Source organism: Pseudomonas asuensis (assembly GCF_014646755.1).
Taxonomy (GTDB): domain Bacteria; phylum Pseudomonadota; class Gammaproteobacteria; order Pseudomonadales; family Pseudomonadaceae; genus Chryseomonas; species Chryseomonas asuensis.
This window is the reverse complement of the sequence record NZ_BMNW01000016.1, coordinates 1-17,980: the sequence shown is the minus strand read 5'-3', so window position 1 is coordinate 17,980 and position 17,980 is coordinate 1. Positions and strand designations below refer to the sequence as shown.

Annotated in this window: 17 protein-coding genes and 1 pseudogene; 10 read left to right on the top strand and 8 right to left on the bottom strand. The window is 51.0% G+C overall.

Annotated features, from left to right (window positions below; translation table 11 throughout):
- Positions 1 to 454: 454 nt before the first annotated feature.
- Both IEX86_RS22570 and IEX86_RS22565 read left to right on the top strand, forming a co-directional pair.
- Positions 455 to 649: a hypothetical protein gene (locus tag IEX86_RS22570; RefSeq protein WP_188868426.1), complete on the top strand. Its 195-nt coding sequence runs from the start codon at positions 455 to 457 to the stop codon at positions 647 to 649.
- Positions 650 to 661: 12 nt separating this feature from the next.
- Positions 662 to 3,274 carry a PAS domain-containing protein gene (locus IEX86_RS22565; protein WP_308423911.1) on the top strand — a complete coding sequence of 871 codons (2,613 nt, stop codon included), beginning with the start codon at positions 662 to 664 and terminating at the stop codon, positions 3,272 to 3,274.
- Between the two features lie 144 nt (positions 3,275 to 3,418).
- On the opposite strand, the gene IEX86_RS25835 is transcribed toward IEX86_RS22565, so the two are convergent.
- On the bottom strand, positions 3,419 to 3,700 hold the full coding sequence (locus tag IEX86_RS25835) for an EamA family transporter (RefSeq protein ID WP_373290477.1): 282 nt from the start codon (positions 3,698 to 3,700) through the stop codon (positions 3,419 to 3,421).
- A gap of 235 nt (positions 3,701 to 3,935) precedes the next feature.
- The gene (gene pdxR, locus IEX86_RS22560; RefSeq protein WP_229685459.1) at positions 3,936 to 5,333 is read right to left on the bottom strand and encodes a MocR-like pyridoxine biosynthesis transcription factor PdxR; all 1,398 of its coding nucleotides are present in this window, start codon (positions 5,331 to 5,333) and stop codon (positions 3,936 to 3,938) included.
- 121 nt (positions 5,334 to 5,454) lie between these two features.
- Here pdxR and IEX86_RS22555 point away from each other — a divergent pair, with 121 nt between their 5' ends.
- The 3 genes from IEX86_RS22555 to IEX86_RS22545 are packed head-to-tail and all read left to right on the top strand — an operon-like array spanning position 5,455 to position 6,989.
- Positions 5,455 to 5,919, top strand: coding sequence for a GNAT family N-acetyltransferase (locus tag IEX86_RS22555; RefSeq protein ID WP_188868423.1), 465 nt, complete (start codon positions 5,455 to 5,457; stop codon positions 5,917 to 5,919).
- The gene (locus tag IEX86_RS22550) at positions 5,912 to 6,529 is read left to right on the top strand and encodes an FMN-dependent NADH-azoreductase (protein ID WP_188868422.1); all 618 of its coding nucleotides are present in this window, start codon (positions 5,912 to 5,914) and stop codon (positions 6,527 to 6,529) included. Before IEX86_RS22555 ends, IEX86_RS22550 begins: the two co-directional genes overlap by 8 nt.
- Positions 6,530 to 6,557: 28 nt before the next feature.
- Complete coding sequence (locus tag IEX86_RS22545) at positions 6,558 to 6,989, top strand: carboxymuconolactone decarboxylase family protein (protein ID WP_188868421.1); 432 nt, start codon at positions 6,558 to 6,560, stop codon at positions 6,987 to 6,989.
- A gap of 525 nt (positions 6,990 to 7,514) precedes the next feature.
- On the opposite strand, the gene IEX86_RS22540 is transcribed toward IEX86_RS22545, so the two are convergent.
- Positions 7,515 to 8,405, bottom strand: coding sequence for a LysR family transcriptional regulator (locus IEX86_RS22540; protein ID WP_188868420.1), 891 nt, complete (start codon positions 8,403 to 8,405; stop codon positions 7,515 to 7,517).
- Between the two features lie 96 nt (positions 8,406 to 8,501).
- On the opposite strand from IEX86_RS22540, the pseudogene IEX86_RS22535 reads away from it, so the two are divergent.
- A pseudogene (locus IEX86_RS22535) lies at positions 8,502 to 9,180 on the top strand (NADPH-dependent F420 reductase).
- Positions 9,181 to 9,388: 208 nt separating this feature from the next.
- On the opposite strand, the gene IEX86_RS22530 reads toward IEX86_RS22535, so the two are convergent.
- Both IEX86_RS22530 and IEX86_RS22525 read right to left on the bottom strand, forming a co-directional pair.
- Positions 9,389 to 9,856 carry a DUF1203 domain-containing protein gene (locus tag IEX86_RS22530; RefSeq protein WP_188868419.1) on the bottom strand — a complete coding sequence of 156 codons (468 nt, stop codon included), beginning with the start codon at positions 9,854 to 9,856 and terminating at the stop codon, positions 9,389 to 9,391.
- A gap of 63 nt (positions 9,857 to 9,919) precedes the next feature.
- Positions 9,920 to 10,846, bottom strand: coding sequence for a DMT family transporter (locus IEX86_RS22525; protein WP_229685458.1), 927 nt, complete (start codon positions 10,844 to 10,846; stop codon positions 9,920 to 9,922).
- 298 nt (positions 10,847 to 11,144) lie between these two features.
- Here IEX86_RS22525 and IEX86_RS22520 point away from each other — a divergent pair, with 298 nt between their 5' ends.
- Positions 11,145 to 11,921: an AraC family transcriptional regulator gene (locus IEX86_RS22520; RefSeq protein WP_188868446.1), complete on the top strand. Its 777-nt coding sequence runs from the start codon at positions 11,145 to 11,147 to the stop codon at positions 11,919 to 11,921.
- 51 nt (positions 11,922 to 11,972) lie between these two features.
- A complete protein-coding gene (locus IEX86_RS22515) occupies positions 11,973 to 12,359 on the top strand; it encodes a cupin domain-containing protein (protein ID WP_188868418.1) in 387 nt (128 codons plus the stop codon).
- Between the two features lie 476 nt (positions 12,360 to 12,835).
- On the opposite strand, the gene IEX86_RS22510 is transcribed toward IEX86_RS22515, so the two are convergent.
- The gene (locus IEX86_RS22510; protein ID WP_188868417.1) at positions 12,836 to 14,032 is read right to left on the bottom strand and encodes an MFS transporter; all 1,197 of its coding nucleotides are present in this window, start codon (positions 14,030 to 14,032) and stop codon (positions 12,836 to 12,838) included.
- A 181-nt stretch (positions 14,033 to 14,213) separates the two neighbouring features.
- Positions 14,214 to 15,773: an MFS transporter gene (locus IEX86_RS22505; RefSeq protein WP_188868416.1), complete on the bottom strand. Its 1,560-nt coding sequence runs from the start codon at positions 15,771 to 15,773 to the stop codon at positions 14,214 to 14,216.
- 151 nt (positions 15,774 to 15,924) lie between these two features.
- Between IEX86_RS22505 and IEX86_RS22500 the strand changes: the two genes are divergently transcribed.
- On the top strand, positions 15,925 to 16,812 hold the full coding sequence (locus IEX86_RS22500; RefSeq protein WP_188868415.1) for a LysR family transcriptional regulator: 888 nt from the start codon (positions 15,925 to 15,927) through the stop codon (positions 16,810 to 16,812).
- Between the two features lie 4 nt (positions 16,813 to 16,816).
- On the opposite strand, the gene IEX86_RS22495 is transcribed toward IEX86_RS22500, so the two are convergent.
- Positions 16,817 to 17,344, bottom strand: a complete 528-nt coding sequence (locus tag IEX86_RS22495) for a hypothetical protein (protein ID WP_188868414.1) — start codon at positions 17,342 to 17,344, stop codon at positions 16,817 to 16,819.
- A gap of 131 nt (positions 17,345 to 17,475) precedes the next feature.
- Here IEX86_RS22495 and IEX86_RS22490 point away from each other — a divergent pair, with 131 nt between their 5' ends.
- Positions 17,476 to 17,883, top strand: coding sequence for a GNAT family N-acetyltransferase (locus IEX86_RS22490; RefSeq protein WP_188868413.1), 408 nt, complete (start codon positions 17,476 to 17,478; stop codon positions 17,881 to 17,883).
- Positions 17,884 to 17,980: the final 97 nt, after the last annotated feature.

Genomic DNA, 17,980 nt, shown 5'->3' with positions numbered 1-17,980 from the left:
AAAGGCCGCCTTCAAAGGTGGCCTTTCATATTCGTTCCCGTAGTGCAGTACAATATATTTAGGGAGCAAGTAATGATCCAATATAGTTTTCGCAACTGTTATTCCGGTTTCGGAGTACAAACCTTTGGCTTTTGTATCTAATAGAAAAGCTGGAGCCAGCAGCTTTAGGATCACAACGAGCGAACCAGTAATGCTTTTACTACTCCACTCAGCCGTTCATCCTTTGTGGTCGCGTTATACATTAATTAACTGCAACAAGATGAACCATAGCAACGCCAATAAGCCAAATAAATTAATCTGTATCTGATTACAGAAGAGAAGCTTTGCGCTATCTGAAAACTGATTTTAATGGAAAGTCGTATAACAGCAGACCGACTAGTCGCAAGTGTAATTTAAGATCAGGTCATAGCGGTTCAATAGCGACTGATCCCGTCCATTAAAAATAGGCTCTCTAATGGCTAGCGAGATTGAAGTTCAGCCGTCCAATGACACACTCACTTTTATGCAGGGAGGAGGTCAAGCGGGGCAGCTTATCCGAACCTTCGCTTGGGAGAGTTCACCGCTGGGTAAACCGGAAACTTGGCCTCAAACCTTGCAAATGCTGGTCAGCATTGTGCTTGGGGCAAAACAGGCGATGTTTATTGCCTAGGGTTCTGACAAGATCATACTCTACAATGATGCCTATGCAGACATCCTTGGGTTCAAGCACCCCATGTCTATGGGACGGCCATTGCTTGAGGTCTGGGAAGAAGCCCGTGAAGAGTTGGCTCCCATTGTGGACTCTGTTTATAACGGCACGTCCATCCATATGGATGACATTACGTTAACCATGCACCGTCACGGTTACCCTGAGGAAACCCACTTCGCTTTTTCCTATACGCCTGTGCGCGATGAATACGGACAGGTTGCTGGATTTTTCTGCCCCTGTGTCGAAACCACCGCTGAGGTACTGGCTGAGCGTCGCCACCGTAAAGAAATCGAACGCCAACGCCATCTGTTTGATCAGGCACCCGGTTTTATCGCCATTCTCTCGGGTCCTGAACACGTCTTCGAATTTACCAATGCTACCCATGCACGCTTATTTGGCAATAGGCATTTCATAGGTAAAACCATCCGGGAGGCTTATCCTGATCTACAGGATGGTCGGCTCTTTCAGTGGATGGACAAGGTATTTGAAACCGGTGAGCGATTCGTGGCCACCCAATTGCCCTTTCGTCTGCATGGAGAGGGCACCAGTGATTCCACTGAGCGGTATCTCAATTTTATCTATGAACCCATAAAAGACGAGACAGGAAAAGTCACCGGTATCTTTGTTGAAGGTTATGATATTACCGAGCAATATCAGGCCGAGCAGGCCCTTCGTGCTAGCGAGTTGCAATTTACAGCCCTAGTGCAAGCCATTCCCAATGGAGTTTGGAGTGCTACACCTGATGGTGCACTAAGTTGGGCAAGCGATTGGCTTGTCGCCTATTGCGGAGCTGAAAGTAGTGCTCACTTGGCTAGAGATTGGCTTGAATGGGTCCATCCTGAGGATCGCCCTGCAGTTGGTCGCTTATGGTCCAGCTGTATACAATCTGGAATGCTCTATGAGACAAAAATGCGGCTTCGTCGTTTTGATGGAGCGTACCGTTGGCATATCGCCAAGGCAGTGCCGGTTCATGGAGTAGGGGAGGAGATCCTTTGGTGGATTGGTACAACTACCGATATCCATGAGCAAACGCAGGCAACAGAAGAGCTTCAACAGTTAAACATAACACTTGAGCACAGCGTTGCGGTTCGTACTTTACAGTATGACCGAGTCTGGCGAAACTCAAGAGATCTCTTAGCTGTAACAGGAGCCGATGGCGTCTTTAGCTCCGTCAACCCGGCATGGAAAGAAATCCTTGGGTACGATCAGGTCCAGCTTGAGGGACAAAGTCTTTATGATTTTGTATGGCATGAGGATATAGCCGAAACTCGACAGGCTATCCATCGGGCAGCCTCAAGCGATCATCTGACAAGCTTTGTAAACCGCTACTGTCACCGGGACGGTACTCCTCGTTGGATCTCTTGGCATTCTTCAGCCGATGGCGACGCCTGCTATTTCTATGGCAGGCATATTACAGCAGAAAAAGAACAGCAGCAGGCGTTACAGCAAGCTGGAGAGCAGCTTCGGCAAGCGCAAAAGATGGAGGCGGTAGGTCAGTTAACGGGCGGTATCGGTCATGATTTTAATAACCTTCTTGGCGGAATCATTGCCTCTTTAGGAATGTTAAAGAAGCATGTCGCCTATGGCCGCACCGACAAACTGGAGCGTTATACAGGCATCGCCCTGGAATCAGCGCAGCGGGCTGCTGCACTGACTCACCGGCTGCTCGCCTTTTCACGCCGACAGTCGCTTACCCCGAAACCAGTCGATGCCATTAAGCTTATAAGTGATATCGAGGTGCTCTTACGACGCTCTATTGGTCCATCTCATATTTTGAGGATCGAATCAGAACAAGGGCTTTGGCTAACTATATGTGATCCCCATCAATTAGAGAGCGCTGTTCTTAATCTGGTTATTAATGCCCGAGACGCTATGGGGGAAGGGGGTGAGCTACACATCAGGCTTGAAAACTGCCTTAGTGCTCCAGGTGTCGTCCAGGGTGAGTATGTCCGAATTGCCCTGACTGATAACGGAGCGGGCATGCCAGCGGATGTTTTGGAGCGAGCGATCGAGCCATTCTTCACTACCAAACCGATGGGACAGGGAACAGGGCTTGGACTTTCAATGGTCTACGGCTTTGCCAGACAAAGCGAAGGCCAACTTGAGATTTCCTCTACGGAAGGTAAAGGAACAACTGTTAGCCTCTATCTGCCTCGCTACGAAGGCAAGCTCTATGAGGATACTACTGAGCTTTTGGGTAATCCTCAGAGAATGAGTATACGCGAAACGGTTCTCCTTGTAGAGGATGACCCTGCTATTCGCGAGTTGATTCCAGAAATGCTTGAGGATTTGGGTTATTTCACACTTGTAGCGGGTGATGGATATGAAGGTCTGGAAATCCTGAAAAGTCACAAAGGCATCGATTTGTTGATAACCGATATAGGGCTACCAGGCCTTAACGGGCGAGACCTTGCTGCTCAAGCGCTCAGAATGTATCCCAGCTTAAAGGTACTTTTTATCACGGGTTATGATCAGAGCGTCACGCTACAAAAAAGCCTCCACCGATCAGGGGTAGAGCTTATGACCAAACCCTTTACGATTGCAGCACTTGCCTCAAAAATAACTAGTATGACTGAAGGACAATAAAGGACAGGGGTTTCCCCTTCTAGATGGCAATGCCTTACTGTTGGGATGGAAATGTTCTGGCCTGCATTCACATTCCGATCAGAGGTGACACTGCATTCCATACACTCTCAGTATCCATTTACGCCCTGTGGCTCGCTGAGCGATCTACAGGCCAAACAGGTACGGGGCTGTAGACCTCTTCATTTCCTTGAACATAATGCTTGCGCAAGCGCACTTTATAGAGGTCCGAGCCCAGACAATCAAGCTGAAAGGGATAACACTATCGAGCATACTAATGGCCAGAAAACTAACCCAAGTATTCCGGTCTTTTGGCAGAATAAGGTGAAGCAAGTAGGTGAGCCCGAGTAGTACAAGCGCTGCCTGAGAGGTTCGCAAGGTTACGATGCAGAGCGGAGGAAAATCCTTTACCGCTATACCAATGAAAATAAGGAAGAAGCCCTAGAATGCTGACAACAAGAGCAACCGGTACCAGTACTTACCATCCATTGCGTTGTCTGCGGGCATATCACATCTCTTTGGTCTTAAAAGTCTGATTAATTAAGTAGCCCTATAATGGCACTTATAGGTGTAAGTTTTTGGGCCCGTGCTATGTCAGATGCGGTACTGCTGTGACTACCTGCTTATGACTTTCAAATTTTTGTAAGGCATTCCTTAAGCTGATTCAGCTATGGTGATGTGTCTTATCTGCTGATACCTGAAAACACTGATGCAGACGGGCTGCAAGACTTGCTGACTGGGTCTTGTTTTGCACATTGGTAAAGCCTAGAAGCAAACCTTTCGAGGTTTCTGGCCCCGCGTACCACCTAGACAGAGCCTGAACGGCGAGTCCTGCTTTCTGAGCCCGATCGGCAATTATCCTGTCATCGTATTCAGGGGCAAGGCGGACGATGATATGCATACCACCTGCCTGTGGATCTATATGAGCGGCGCTGCCTAGCGTGTCGAGAAGCGCCTCGATCAAGAGTGCTCTGCGCTGTGGATATAGCGCTCGCATCTTTTTGATGTGACGTCCAAAATGGCCCTCCTCGATAAAGGTCGCAACGGTTGACTGCAGGACGTGTGGGCAGTGGTTTTGCAGCGTATCAGCCATATAGGCAAAACGCTTTACCTGCGCTTGGGGTACAACCACATAGGCAAGCCGCAAGCCGGGCATGAGTACTTTACTGAACGTACCGATGTAGAGCACCCGCCCCTGACTATCAAGACTTTTGAGTGCAGGCAGTGGACGTCCCCTATAGCGATACTCGCTGTCATAGTCATCCTCAATGATCCAACTCTCCTGCGCCATGGCCCAATCCAACAGGGCTTGGCGACGGGGAAGGGTAAGAGACACTCCTAGCGGACTTTGATGACTGGGTGTGACTAGGGCAAATCGGGCATCCGGAGCCATCCCCATAGCCGCCTGTACATCCAGGCCCGCTGAGTCGACAGGAATGGGCACTGGCTCAAGGCCTATCTCCTTCAGGAATTCCCGCGCGATAAAGTAGCCTGGCTCCTCAAACCAGCCGTGATCGCCAACCCTTAGAAGACTGCGATAGATAAGCTCCAGGCAGGCACGATACCCGGCGCATACAAATATCTGATCTGAAGAACAGCTAATACCCCGTGCAATGCCAAGATACCCTGCTAGCGCAGTACGTAACGAGGCATGGCCACGTGGGTCTGGATAAACCAGTCCATCCAGCCCGCCCTGGCGCAGGGTGCGACTGGCCAGGCGTATCCAAAGCTTGCGAGGAAAGGCGTCCAGCGCAGGCAACCCCATCTGAAGTGGCAGTGGAAGCACACCGGTATGTACCAAGGATTCATGCTCTGTCACGACAGCTTCCAGCACAGGGGGCTCTGCCGGATAAAGATCATGGGCAACCATAGTGCCTGCAGGTCCATGTGAAACTAGGTATCCCTCGCCAATAAGCATCTGATAGGCCGCCTCGACCGTCCCTCTAGCAAGATTGAGCTCGGCGGCCAACGTCCGCACTGATGGGACACGCTCACCGGCTCGCAGCTTTCCACTCACGATGGCATCGCGAAACCGCCAGTAAATTTGTCGGTAAATAGGCATGGGCCTATTACTGGATAACGGTCGGATAATAGCTTTCATGTCCTAGTCATTTATCACTTTCTTGGCCCTATAGCGTATGCCATTACAGGACTATAGTGCCCATGGATTCTGGAGAGCACCTATGGAAAATAAATCGGTTGTCTATCTGCATCTAGAGCATGAAGCCCAGCAGCGGAAGGCATTTGAACTAATGCTGGTACTGCGGCCGCATCTGGAGGATGCCGACACATTTGTTCAGCAACTAGCCCGACAAGCTTCACAAGGCTATCGCCTGTATGGCGCCTTTGAAGGTAATGAAGTCATAGGTCTTATCGGCTTTCGTGAGCTGGAAAACCTGCTGTATGGCCACTTTACCTATGTGGACGATCTGGTTGTAGCTACGTCACGGCGCCAGTTAGGAATTGGCGCAGCCCTGCTTGAGGTGGCCCGTGAGCAGGGCAGTCAGCAGGAATGCTCTCATATAGTACTGGATACTGGGTTGCATATGCCGTTGGCTCAACGGTTCTATTTCCGTGAAGGACTTCTGGCAAGGGGCCTTCATTTTGCCGAGCCTTTATCTCCACCACAGGCGGTAACTCATGTGTGAAGTCCTGTTTATCAACGCTAGTGCCCGAACAGGGCAATCAACGGGATATGCCTTGGCTAAGGAGTTGATAGAAACCATCCGCAACCGAGACAACAATCTTTCGATCACGTATCGCGCATTGGGTGAAGGATCCGTGCCTCCGCTGACAGACGACTACGAGACGGCCCTTGCGCAACGTACGTCTAGAGATGCCACAGTATTTAACCACTCAGAAGAACTCATCAAAGAGCTTGAGCGCAGCGAGCTACTGATTATCGCAACGCCAATGCATAACTTCACGGTACCGGCTTCGCTAAAGCTATGGATTGATCATGTCGTACGGATCGGACGCACATTTGAAGCGACGCCGGAAGGCAAGATAGGCCTACTGGCGGACCGCCCGGTGTACATCATTGTAAGCTCTGGAGGATTTCACCAGGGGGCGCATGCGAGACAGGCGGACTTCCTGAGTCCATACCTGCGTCATGTCCTGGGTACCATTGGCCTCCTTGATGTTCACTTCATCTACCTGGAGGGACAGGCGCTCGGGACCGAAAGCGCTCTGGCTGCCAATGCTGAAGCCCGGTGCCGACTGGCCCGTTTGCCTCTGCTACAAACCACACCAGGCTAACCCCATTCTCTTTATTACAGGAAACTCTATGAGCCAGCTTCGCCTCCCGTTTTCAACCCTGTCACCTGCTGCCTATGAAGGTCTGCTGGCAACTAATCGCGCCCTGGCTGATAGCTCGCTAGGCCCTACACTGGTTGAACTTGTCTACCTGCGTATATCGCAAATCAATGGCTGCGCGTTCTGCCTTGGTAAGCATGCCAAGGCCCTTCGTGATAGCGGTATAGCGCAGGTCAAACTGGATTGTCTGGCCGGTTGGCGTATCAGCGAACATTTTGATGAGCGAGAAAAGGCCGTCCTTGCCTGGGCAGAGGCATTGACGCATGTTACTGACAAGGGTGCGCCAGATACTTTTTATCTGCCTCTAAAAGATTACTTTAACGATGCGCAGATTTCAGATCTGACCTTTGCCATCTCTCTCATGAACGCCTTTAATCGGCTGGCGATAGGAATGCAGCTCTAGCACGCATAATCCTGGGCATGGCTTATATTTTTTGCCTTAAAGACCTTGCTAGTTAAACATGAGCAGGAGCCCATATGCTTATCTTCAAGCTTAAGATAAGTAAGCAGCAATCAGCCGTCGTGCAGCATCTTTTATGATGGGAAAGTGGGTGTTGTCATACGGAGCCAAGAGAGATAATGCTCCATTTAATACGGCGAAACGTAATGTGTGAAGGAGTTGGTTAGTGTCAGCTCTTCACAGGTAACAAGGGGACAGTTATAGGGCATTGCTCCTTGCGTCAGGTGCGATGTCCTATCAGGATTCGGACTGTCTCCATGGCTAGAGCTGCAGAGCCTCCAGCGCTTTTGGGAAACGGAAAGTTACCGCTTCGAGTAGCTGTAGCCCCATAGCCGTTATGGCTCCTTGACTACTGTTTGTGCTGGTTTGGATTATTCAGCAAAGAGGTACATATGGATACTTAGAGGGTTTATTACCTTTATCAGCCTATGAACTCTCATCGTTGCTTTATACGCCGCTAGCGTTTAGTCATTCAAACTCTGCCACCACCGCGTCAATGAACGCTCGAAGCTTTGCTGTTTTATGCCGATCGGCATTGAACAAGAGATGCATTGGCCGAGACGGCGCTTCAAAGTTGCTCAATATCTGTGTGAGTTGACCTGCACCTATCGCCTCGCTTAGTAATATCTCTGGCGCCAGTACTATACCGTGACCACATAGAGCTGCTGTCAGTAGAGCTGCGCTATCACTTACCTGCAGTCGGCCTGTTACCTCTACCACATGGATCTTTTCTTCCCGAGTAAATTGCCATTGTCGATTGAAGGGAGGAAGCCCATAGGTATACCCAATACACTCATGGTTTAACAGCTCATCTGGAGTGTCTGGTACACCGTTGCGTGCAAGATAGGCAGGAGCGGCACACGCTATAAGACGATACGGTTTAAGTGGGCGCGCTACTCTCCTAGAGTCTGCAAGCGGACCAATACGGAAGACTGCTTCGAAGCCCTCCTCAACCAAGTCCACAAGACGGTCGATCAACACCAGATCTACTTCTACCTGTGGGTAGTCCGCCAGGAACCGACTGATAAACGGGACCAGACGGCGAGAGCCAAACGTGACCGGCGCGCTGATTCTAAGCTTCCCCTGCGGGAGAGTACTGATCTCCTGGGCCAAGGCATCCGCAGCAGCCACCTCGGCAAGAATTATCTGGCAACGCTCATAATAGGCAAAGCCCAGCTCAGTCAGTTTCTGCTTGCGGGTGGTTCGGTTCAGGAGCCGGGCACCGAGGCGTCTCTCCAGCATAGCGATATGCTTGGCTACCATCTGTGGTGAGACCTCAAGTGTGCGTGCTGCCGCTGCGAAAGAGCCTTGTTCTACCACCCTCACAAACGTCTGCATGCTCGACAGCGTTAGATCCATTGGACACTTCCAGTAGCTGATCCCAAAACCAGCCGGCTATTTATCCAGAACCCCCAAGAGATAACCATAGGGCCGTTCAACTACGGAGCAATGATAATGCGGATTGGAATCATCGGTGCTGGCCAGCAGGCTAAGGGTATTGCTTATCTTGCTTTAGCTAATGGCCATGAGGTCATGTTAAGTAACTCTCGCGGTCCTGATACCTTGGCGGACGTTCAGTCTGAACTTCTTCAATGCAAGTTGGGCACTGTCGAAGAGGCGTGCAGATTTGGACAGTTGGTTGTTGTCTCAGTCCCGCTCAAGAACTTTACCGGGCTTCCGCAAAAGGCATTTGCGGGAAGGACGGTAGTAGACACCAATAACTACTATCCCGAAAGAGACGGGCACATCACCGAGCTTGACCAGCGACTGATTACAACCAGTGAATTGTTAGCCCGAGCGCTACCTGCCTCAGTGGTAGTCAAGGCGTTTAATGCAATCCTTGCTCAGGACCTGTATGTCGATGCGCGACCATCAGGTTCATCCGAGCGACGTGCACTTCCAATAGCAGGTGATGATGAGCAGGCCAAGCGGCAGGTAGCAAGCTTTATAGAAAGCCTTGGGTTTGATGTGGTAGATGCAGGCTCTCTAGCGAACAGTTGGCGGTTCGAGCGCTAAACCCTGCTATTGCATAAGACTCGACCAGAGAGGTCTACAGCAGGCTCTGGACAGAGCTGAGCGAGAGATAGAGTTACCTCATGGCTCATGGAGGCGCTCCTTGATACAGGATGAGTAGAGACGTTCAGTGGTGTTACCCAACTCATAGCAGCAACAGCAGCCTAAAAACCTAAGCTAATCAACGGGTCTGCCTTAGGTAGTCTGTAGCTACGCAACAGGCATGAGTAGCTACAGGTTGCTCCACTTGAGCTTCGCAACAAATAAGATTACCCGGATAAGGCTCTAGGGACTCTAAAGGCTTCAAATAACAAGCATTTCTAATGCCTCTATACTTTATCTACCCGAGCCGCATAGCAGCCGCGCTTTGCATAATGAATGTGCAGGTAATCGATTACAGGGTTCGAGAAAAGCTTCCTGATAAGACTTTCCAGCTGGGGCCCCTCAACAACGTCGGCATCTATCATAAGGCCCTTATTGTCAAAGCCGCGAACCGAGAGCAGACGAAGTCTTAATGACTCAGGGACCGCGTCAATCTGGTCATGGCGCTGAGTCATACCTTCCCTGATAAAGATGGCATGGCTTGCCTGATATGGCGTTTGCGCTGGCTGATGCATAAAGTTGAGCAGCAGGACTGCTTGCCCTGGTTCTACGTCTTTTAAACTGACCCGATCAGGAAAGCCTGGCGTTTGATCCGCGATATATCGCATGGCTCTCGCATTGGAGAGTTCTGCCTCGCTTAATCCGAAGAGAGGCTTGAATGGAGCAGGATCAAGGCCGGTAATACGAAATGACATAAGGTTATCTTTATGGTCGGACGGGAAACAAGGAGAGCGTCTGCGTTTCAAACGAGACAGGTCTTATTTAAGCGGTACGGCTGTTTGAGGACGTTTGATAAGCCTCATCACGCGTCCGTCAAGTGTCAGAAGACCCGCAGCAATGACTGCCATGCCTGCAAAATGAGTGGCTTCAAGTGCCTCATCCAGGATAAGCCAACCAAGCAGCAGCGCACTAACCGGGACAAGAAGCGTCACGAGCATAAGGTTGGTTGCACCCGCCGAGGCCAGTAGCCTAAAGAACAGGATATAAGCCAGTGCGGTTGAAAAGACGGCAAGTCCTGCTATGGCTATCCATGTCTGCCATCCGGGCATTGGAAGCGTCCAGGGCTGATCAATCATCAACGTGATCGGAACCAGTAATACTGTAGATGCCAGGACCTGACCCGTTGCGCTTATAACGGGGCTTACCCCAATGGCTTTGAACCGGCGTCCGAACAGGCTGGCAAAGGCATAAGACAGGGCTGCGCCAAGCACTGCGAGAGAGGCTAGAACATTTGAGTTCTCACCTTGAAAGGCCTGAGGCCCCATCACGAGTGCTACGCCTATAAAGCCTGTCAGAATCCCGAACGCTTTCCGCGACGTCACTTTTTCATCTGTTGTTAGATGGTGGGCCACAAGGATGGTCATGAGTGGCGTGGTTGCATTAAGGATCGAGGCCAGACCACTAGTTATAGAAGTCTGAGCCCAGACAATCAGGCTGAAAGGGATGACATTGTTGAGCATACCCATGATCAGAAAGTTGCCCCAGACAGGCCGATCCTGCGGCAGGGTAACGTGAAGCAGGCGGGTGATTCCTAGTAACACAAGTGCAGCAAGACCCACTCGCAAAGCTACGATGCAAAGCGGAGGAAGGTCTTTGACCGCTATGCCGATAAACAGAAACGAGCAGCCCCAGAAGGCTGACAAGACAATTAACAGACTCCAATCCTTACCTGTCATCCCATTCATACAGCGTCGCTCCATAGCCATCAAAGAATGACTGGAAACAGCAGCGCTGGTGGTGATTTCTCGACGCTGGCTTCCAGAACATCCTTGTGCCGCAGCTGTTGCTGCCCTAACCATCCGCTTCAGACTTTCAAATTTGAGGTCGGGCAATATCGATGATTGAATAGATTGCTTTCGTTGCTGCCATCTGAGTTGATGGGATATACGTTCCGTTCATACAAATGATTTTATCGAGGCAGCTTGGGATGGCTAGAGAGCTGGCGGCAGGGATTGGGTACGTCGTAGCGATAGCGCTTCGAGGATAGAGCGCATCGAAGCCTATTTCAGCGGTCATGGCTATGAACCACACCGCCATGATACCTATGCCATCGGTCGTACCCTGTCAGGCGTGCAGAGCTTTCATTATCAGAAAAGCATGCGCCATAGCCTACCGGGCGGGACCCTGGTTCTGCATCCAGATGAGCTCCATGACGGCGAGGCGGGCACAGAGGCGGGTTTTCGATATCGAATGATCTATGTTGAACCAGTTGTGATTCAGCAAATTCTTGGGGGCAAGCCTTTACCTTTCATTCCAACCGGCCTTTCAACTGATCCCCGTCTTGGCTTAGTCCTTGAGACCTTCATGCAATCCATTGATGCTCCACTGGAGCGGCTTGAAGAAGAGGATGCGCTATTTGATCTGGCGCAGGCGCTCGATGCAGTGGGTAACAAACGTCGCGGCAGACGTGCCTATGATTACCAGGCAGCAGAACGGGCGCGGGACTATATTCATGCCAGTAACGGTGCAAGTATTACCCTAGATGAGCTTGAATACGTAAGTGGCCGGGATCGCTGGAGCCTATCGCGGGATTTTCGGGCACTGTATGGCACAAGTCCCTATCGGTACATAACACTGCGTCGGTTGGATCTAGCTCGAAAGATGCTGCTAGGCGGTTTCAATTTGGTTGATGCGGCTATGGCTGCTGGCTTTTTTGATCAAAGCCATATGAATCGTCATTTCATGAGGTGCTACGGCCTTTCGCCGGCGCGCTGGCTAAGCATGCTTGGACGGCAAACCTGCACGATCGTCCAAGAGTAATCAATTATGTCCAGTTAGTGTAAGGGCTCCGCAAGCAAAGGAGCCGGTCTCATGGATATTACTGCTACTCAAGCCTCTTACTCCGCCATAAATCTGCTGCAAAAGCTGTCGCTGGTAACTGAGCAGTGGTCACCAAGGGTCGTTGCTGAGATGAATGACTACCAGTTTAAGATCGCACGGATCCAGGGGGACTTCATCTGGCATTCCCATCGGGAGACAGACGAGACCTTTTTGATACTTGAAGGCACGCTTCGGATTGACTTTCGGGACGGTAGCGTGACGCTAAAAGCGGGTGAGCTATTTGTGGTACCTAACGGCGTTGAGCACAAACCCTATGCAGAAGAAGAGGTCAAGCTGTTGCTGATCGAGCCGCGTGGTGTCCTGAATACTGGACATGAGGGTGGAGACCGTACGGCTATCAATGACGTTTGGATTTAGCAGATAAACATTCGATTAACATCACAGTGTAATTAGAACAGAGCTTTGAGCCGCACGGTGCAAAGCTCTAGGTTCTATCTGAGCAACAGTACTGACATGTGGCTGCATGTATCAGCATTTATCTGTAAGAGCCATGGGATATCAAGTTCAAACACTGCTCTAACGTGTTTAAAAAAAGATAACTATGTAGTGATATGACTTTTCTTACGTGGGTCAAGTAGTACGGCTTAGCCGATAAATAGAGTTTCCCTTTGAATACGAGACGAATATCTCGCTTCGAAGCATGACCCATCACGTGACCTTGCGATTAGATCTCAACGCGAGTGACCTTGAAGCGCTCGCTCACCTGCTAATGAAGCGTCAGGCAATTGCTGAAATGGTTGCAGGGAGCGATGTCAGGGAAGAAGTTAGAATCAGAGACGTATTGGATCTTATAGCTGAAGATTTCGCCTCATCAGATGCGGGCAAGGGAGTGTTTAGTCTTGATTCCGAGTGATTGATACGCACCACTTTTTTTGTAAACGCCTTGGCCGCGTAGTGACGGTCAGTGCTATCAAGGCCACGAAAGCGGCTAGACCTAGCAATGTGGCCAAGGTAAATGCTCCAACTTCAAGTGATGATACGTCTATTATAATTCCTGTGAGGATTGGCAGGAGTCCTGCTGGTAGATAGCCTCCCAGGTTGAAGAGGGCATTCGCTTCTGCTCGGCGATTATCTGGAACATGCTGAGCAATCAGACTAAATCCTCCTAACTGACCGGCCCCTTGGGCAGCGCCAGCCAAAAGCGCAGCCAGGATCAGCAGCACAGCAGAGGACCAGTGCAAAGCTATAATTAACAGAGTCATGGCGCCGCAGGTAGCGCAGCCACTTACTAAAAAGATCAAATTGACCGCGGCTTTCTTAATGCCGAGCTGTATCGCTACGGCTACGCCAAACATGGCGCATGCAGTCGTACCTGCTATGAGCGGACTTTGGACATGCAGGATAGGCGACAGCATGGACGGACCAAGCGATAGTACGAACGAGGTCGCACTGATACCCGGTCCAAAAAAGGCGATACCTATAAGGACATGCCCCAATGAATGCCCCGGGACCGTGGGAAGACGCCATTGACGTCGTTCATTCTCGTGTGATCGCACGTTGGCAGGCTGCACTATGAGAGCAATGATCGCGCTGAGCAGAATCACGAGCTCAGCAGTGAAAGTCATTACGGTCGGTTCGGGCTTATATTGAACAATAATACCTGCGAAGAGGGGACCAAGCCCTGCACCTATTACTATGGCCATCGATGCAAGGAGCGCACCTGATGAAAGCTTGGAAGGACCCGCATGATCAACCACTAGTGCCATCCCGGCGGTTACGACGATTCCTACAGCAATACCTGTCAATAGACGTGCCAGAAACAGGAGTGTTACTGAGTTTGCCGTCTCAAAGAGCAGCGTGGCCAGAATTGCCCCTATGAGTCCTGGCACGAGTAATCTCTTACGACCGTACCGGTCTGCAAGCTGGCCTGCGAACAACAATGTTGTGATCAGCCCAATGATATAAGCAGCAAATATAAGTGTCAGAGTGCCAGAGGAAAAGCCTATCTTCTGTTGCCAATAGGCATACAGCGGCGTAGGTGAATTAGACAGCATGAATACCGCCACCACGATCCATGCAGCAGACCACATCCTCTACGCTGGATAATCCGCATCAGCCGTTACCTCGCAAACAAACTTTTCTTCACTGGTAACCTTAATAGGAAACGTTACTTGATTCTTGCAGCGTACGTGTGACATTGCTGGGCACCAGCCTTAATGGGTCATAGAGATTAAATTTTGGTAAACGGAAGTAAAAGCGGATGCCGCCGCATCAGTGCACGTCCGGAGTCAGCGGCGCAGGTAAGCTGTCTTTAACGTTAGGCGCTTGCCCCGCATGAACCTGAATTCGTCCGAGCAATAGCACCACGAGCAGAGCGGTTAAAACGCTCAAGCCTGCTAGAACAAAGAGTAAAAACCGAAAGCCTTCCTCATAGGCTTCACGTATGGCCAGGGTTTTGTTGGGTAGCATGGTAGATGCGGTCCGCAAATCTCCTAATGCTGCGCGACTGGATACCTCGGTCAGTACGCCCCTTGGTACATCTCTCATGGAGAGAAACAGGCCTGACTGGATAAGGGTGGCAAGCAGGGCACCCACCAGTGCAATGGCGACGCCATCCGCGGAAACCCGCACAGCATTGAAAATTCCAGTAGCCATTCCCGCTCGCTCGGGCTCTACAACGCTTACTGCCATACCATCCATCAAGCCCCAGGGCAGTCCTATGCCAATGCCTATCACTATCATGGGCAATACCGCATGTGCGCCGCCCTCACGCCCTACTGTTGTGCCCAGCCACATTAGTCCTATCGCAACCAGCACTAGGCCTAGCCCGCAGAGCACCCCGGAGGTTAGCCAGCGCGACAGCAGCGCGGCGAGAAACGGTACGACCAAAAGAGGAGCAGCAAGGCCTATCATGAGCTGGCCAGCCTGTAGCGCAGTAAGACCCTCTATGCCCATGAAGCGGGCTGGAAGCATGACAATCAATACTACAAAGAAAAACGCCGGAGAAGCAGCCAGCACCTGCACGCCGACGAAGCGGGCGCTTGAAAATAGAGACAGATCAAGCATGGGATTCGCAACGCGCTGTTCTATCCGGATGAAAGCTGCCAGTGCTATCCCTGACAAGACCAGTGCTCCCAGAACCCACCCGTCCCGCCAGCCATACTCGGGAGCCAGCAGGACCCCATAGGTAAACGCGGCCAGCGCCAGCGTAAAGGTGACGGCGCCAAGCCAATCGAGCCTTTGGCCGGCCAAGGTCATGGACTCCCTCACAGTTCTGAGCACCAGAAGAAAACCTGCAACGCCGATTATGGCGGTGGCATTAAACACCCAGGCCCAACCAGCGACTTCAACCAGCCAGCCAGACGCCAGAGGCCCAAAGGCAAGGCCCACACCGAATGTCGTGCCTATTAGGCTGAAAACACGCGTACTAATAGCGCCATGAAAGGTCTGCGCCAGTGAGGACATCGCACCGGCAAATGCAGCCGCTCCTCCAAGTCCCTGTAAAAGGCGAAAGATATCAATCCAGAAGACAGACCTAGCGTAGGGGATCGCGAACGTAACCAGCGCGAAGAAGGCCAGCCCGATCAGCCATATGCGTCGTCTACCATAAATATCGGTTAGGCTGCCCGCTGCCATCATCGCACTGCCATAGGTGAGGATATAGCCGTTTACGACCCAGTTAAGCTCACTGGCACTACCGCCCAGTTCCTTGCTCAGCATGGGAAGTACTACGGCAGGTCCTGTGAAGCAGAGCGGGATGAGTATCCCCGTAAGGCAGGCGGCCAGCAGGTGAAGGAGGTGTCTCGTGAAGAAGGACTTGGAAGGGTTCATCTCTAACACCTTGTAGGGAAGGAGGGCTTTTAACCAACACCGATCTGTTGATCTGTACTGACAAGGCGGTAGGGTAGAAGAGCTTGTGTTCAGGAAAAACAGGCTTAAAATCTGAACATATCGGAATAAAATTCTTTAATTAGAGCAGGTAATGGAAAACCTAAACGGGATTGCCGTGTTTGTTCAGGTCGCCGAGACGCGGAGCTTTACCAGAGCTGGAAAACATCTGGAGCTGTCTTCTTCCGCCGTGGGTAAGAGTATTGCTCGACTGGAGGAGCAGCTGGGGGCTCGCCTGTTTCACCGAAGTACACGAAGCATCACCCTGACTCAGGAAGGGGTAATGTTTCTTGAGCGGTGCAGACGCATCCTGGCAGAGCTTGAAGCCGCAGAGCTTGAGCTATCACAGACCCACAAGGCCCCGCGAGGACGACTTCGCATCAGCTTGCCACTGGTAAGCGGGCTGGTCATGCCGGTACTGATCCGCTTTATGAAAACATATCCAGAGGTTGAGCTGGATGTTGATTTCACTGATCGCCTAGTCGATATCATTGAAGAAGGTTTCGATGCAGTCATACGCACCGGTGAGCCTTCTGACTCAAGACTTATGTCTCGGCGTCTCGGGACTTATCATCTGCAGCTCGTTGGCTCTCCCGCGTATTTTGCTGAACGCGGCATACCTCACGAGCCACGAGACTTGGAGGGGCATGTCTGCCTACAACACCGGTTTCCCTCCACCGGTCGATTCGAGCCCTGGCCAATACGGCAAAGCGACCAGACAACACCTCTGCTTTCACAGACGATTGTATTCAACACCTCGGAAGTACTGGTAGATGTGGCCAGAGCCGGACTGGGCATAGCTTGCCTCCCGGATTTTATGGTGAGAGAGTCGCTTGAGAGGGGGGAGCTGGTTTCAGTGCTGGATGACCACATCGAGCATACCGGTTGCTTCAATATCCTGTGGCCGTCCAGCCGGCATATGGCGCCAAAGCTCCGGGTCTTTATCGACTTCGTTTCGGAGCACCTGTTGCCTGCTCCATAATCTGTTAACCCCCGATGTAGTTGAGTATGTCACTGATTGCTTCAAGCTCAGGTGCCAGGTTGGTTAGTTCTGCTTGTGAAACCCAGGGATATGGTAGCGGGGCTACCCATGTCATGATCGGACAGAGCGCGTCATAAGGTAATACCTGCATATGCTCGATCGTGATCTGAAGCCTGCTTACCAATCCTGATGTAAATGACCACTCATAAAGACCGCAACCAACTTTTACCTCTGCAGTTTGCTTGTCGGACATGGCTACCAGCCACTTACTGGTATGAGCACTCGCATCTGGCTCAGGCGGCGTTCCAAGGCTAAAAGTATAGACATTTTCATAAGTGGCCCCGAATCGACTTACCAGTACATTACTGATTTCCTTTAATCCCTTTGTTTTTGCAGGAAATGAGATTGCGCCAGTATGTACCTGCATCTCCAACGTAGCGTCTGGATGAAAGGCCATAGCCATCAGATGCGGACGATTACCGTCCTTGGCACGAATGTAGTGTTCGATAGCAGAGCGAGAATTTGTAGTCATTATTATCAACGATACTTATGGACGGAATTCGCCTCAATATAACAAGGTCTTGAACTGACTATTGTAGAGATCACAATGCATGGCAGAGCAGGGTGCCAAGCTGCGTTTAACAGGCCAACGATAAGGTTTCTATGAATCGTCTTGCTATCGCTGATGTAACCAGGGCTGATGCTGAAGACCTCTTGCGCTTCGAGGTTCAGAACAGAGCTTATTTTGAGTCGCAGATCAATGCGCGCAACCCGGATTACTATTCACTGCAGGGAGTATCAGAAGCCATCGAAGCCGCTATTGATGACGCCTGTAACGACAAGGGATACCAATATCTACTTAGGAATCCGTCGGGCCATCTTATTGGTCGAGTGAACCTCAGAGCGGTTCAGCGGGCTCACTATCATTCAGCCGTTCTCGGCTACCGCATCGACCAGTATGAAGCTGGCAAAGGCTATGCCACAGAAGCTGTCAGGCTTGTCGTTGGTCTTGCATTCACAAGGCTTGGCTTAAAACGTATCGAGGCGGATGCTCGAATCGATAACTGTTAGGTCCCGGGAAGAAGGGGTTTGGGTCGGTTAAAAAGAGCTGTGGCTGTTTATGCCATTGCCCGAGGATAAAGCCAATCGGTGTTTGCCCTTTCAAGGC

Excerpts from the sequence above, each read along its gene's own strand:
- IEX86_RS22550 (WP_188868422.1), top strand. The coding sequence starts at position 5,912 with ATGTGTGAAGTCCTGTTTATCAACGCTAGTGCCCGAACAGGGCAATCA.
- IEX86_RS22555 (WP_188868423.1), top strand. The coding sequence starts at position 5,455 with ATGGAAAATAAATCGGTTGTCTATCTGCATCTAGAGCATGAAGCCCAG.
- IEX86_RS22490 (WP_188868413.1), top strand. The coding sequence starts at position 17,476 with ATGAATCGTCTTGCTATCGCTGATGTAACCAGGGCTGATGCTGAAGAC.
- IEX86_RS22495 (WP_188868414.1), bottom strand. The coding sequence starts at position 17,344 with ATGACTACAAATTCTCGCTCTGCTATCGAACACTACATTCGTGCCAAG.
- IEX86_RS22525 (WP_229685458.1), bottom strand. The coding sequence starts at position 10,846 with ATGAATGGGATGACAGGTAAGGATTGGAGTCTGTTAATTGTCTTGTCA.
- IEX86_RS22510 (WP_188868417.1), bottom strand. The coding sequence starts at position 14,032 with ATGTGGTCTGCTGCATGGATCGTGGTGGCGGTATTCATGCTGTCTAAT.
- IEX86_RS22540 (WP_188868420.1), bottom strand. The coding sequence starts at position 8,405 with ATGGATCTAACGCTGTCGAGCATGCAGACGTTTGTGAGGGTGGTAGAA.
- IEX86_RS22570 (WP_188868426.1), top strand. The coding sequence starts at position 455 with ATGGCTAGCGAGATTGAAGTTCAGCCGTCCAATGACACACTCACTTTT.
- pdxR (WP_229685459.1), bottom strand. The coding sequence starts at position 5,333 with ATGCCTATTTACCGACAAATTTACTGGCGGTTTCGCGATGCCATCGTG.
- IEX86_RS22505 (WP_188868416.1), bottom strand. The coding sequence starts at position 15,773 with ATGAACCCTTCCAAGTCCTTCTTCACGAGACACCTCCTTCACCTGCTG.
- IEX86_RS22515 (WP_188868418.1), top strand. The coding sequence starts at position 11,973 with ATGGATATTACTGCTACTCAAGCCTCTTACTCCGCCATAAATCTGCTG.
- IEX86_RS22500 (WP_188868415.1), top strand. The coding sequence starts at position 15,925 with ATGGAAAACCTAAACGGGATTGCCGTGTTTGTTCAGGTCGCCGAGACG.
- IEX86_RS22530 (WP_188868419.1), bottom strand. The coding sequence starts at position 9,856 with ATGTCATTTCGTATTACCGGCCTTGATCCTGCTCCATTCAAGCCTCTC.
- IEX86_RS22545 (WP_188868421.1), top strand. The coding sequence starts at position 6,558 with ATGAGCCAGCTTCGCCTCCCGTTTTCAACCCTGTCACCTGCTGCCTAT.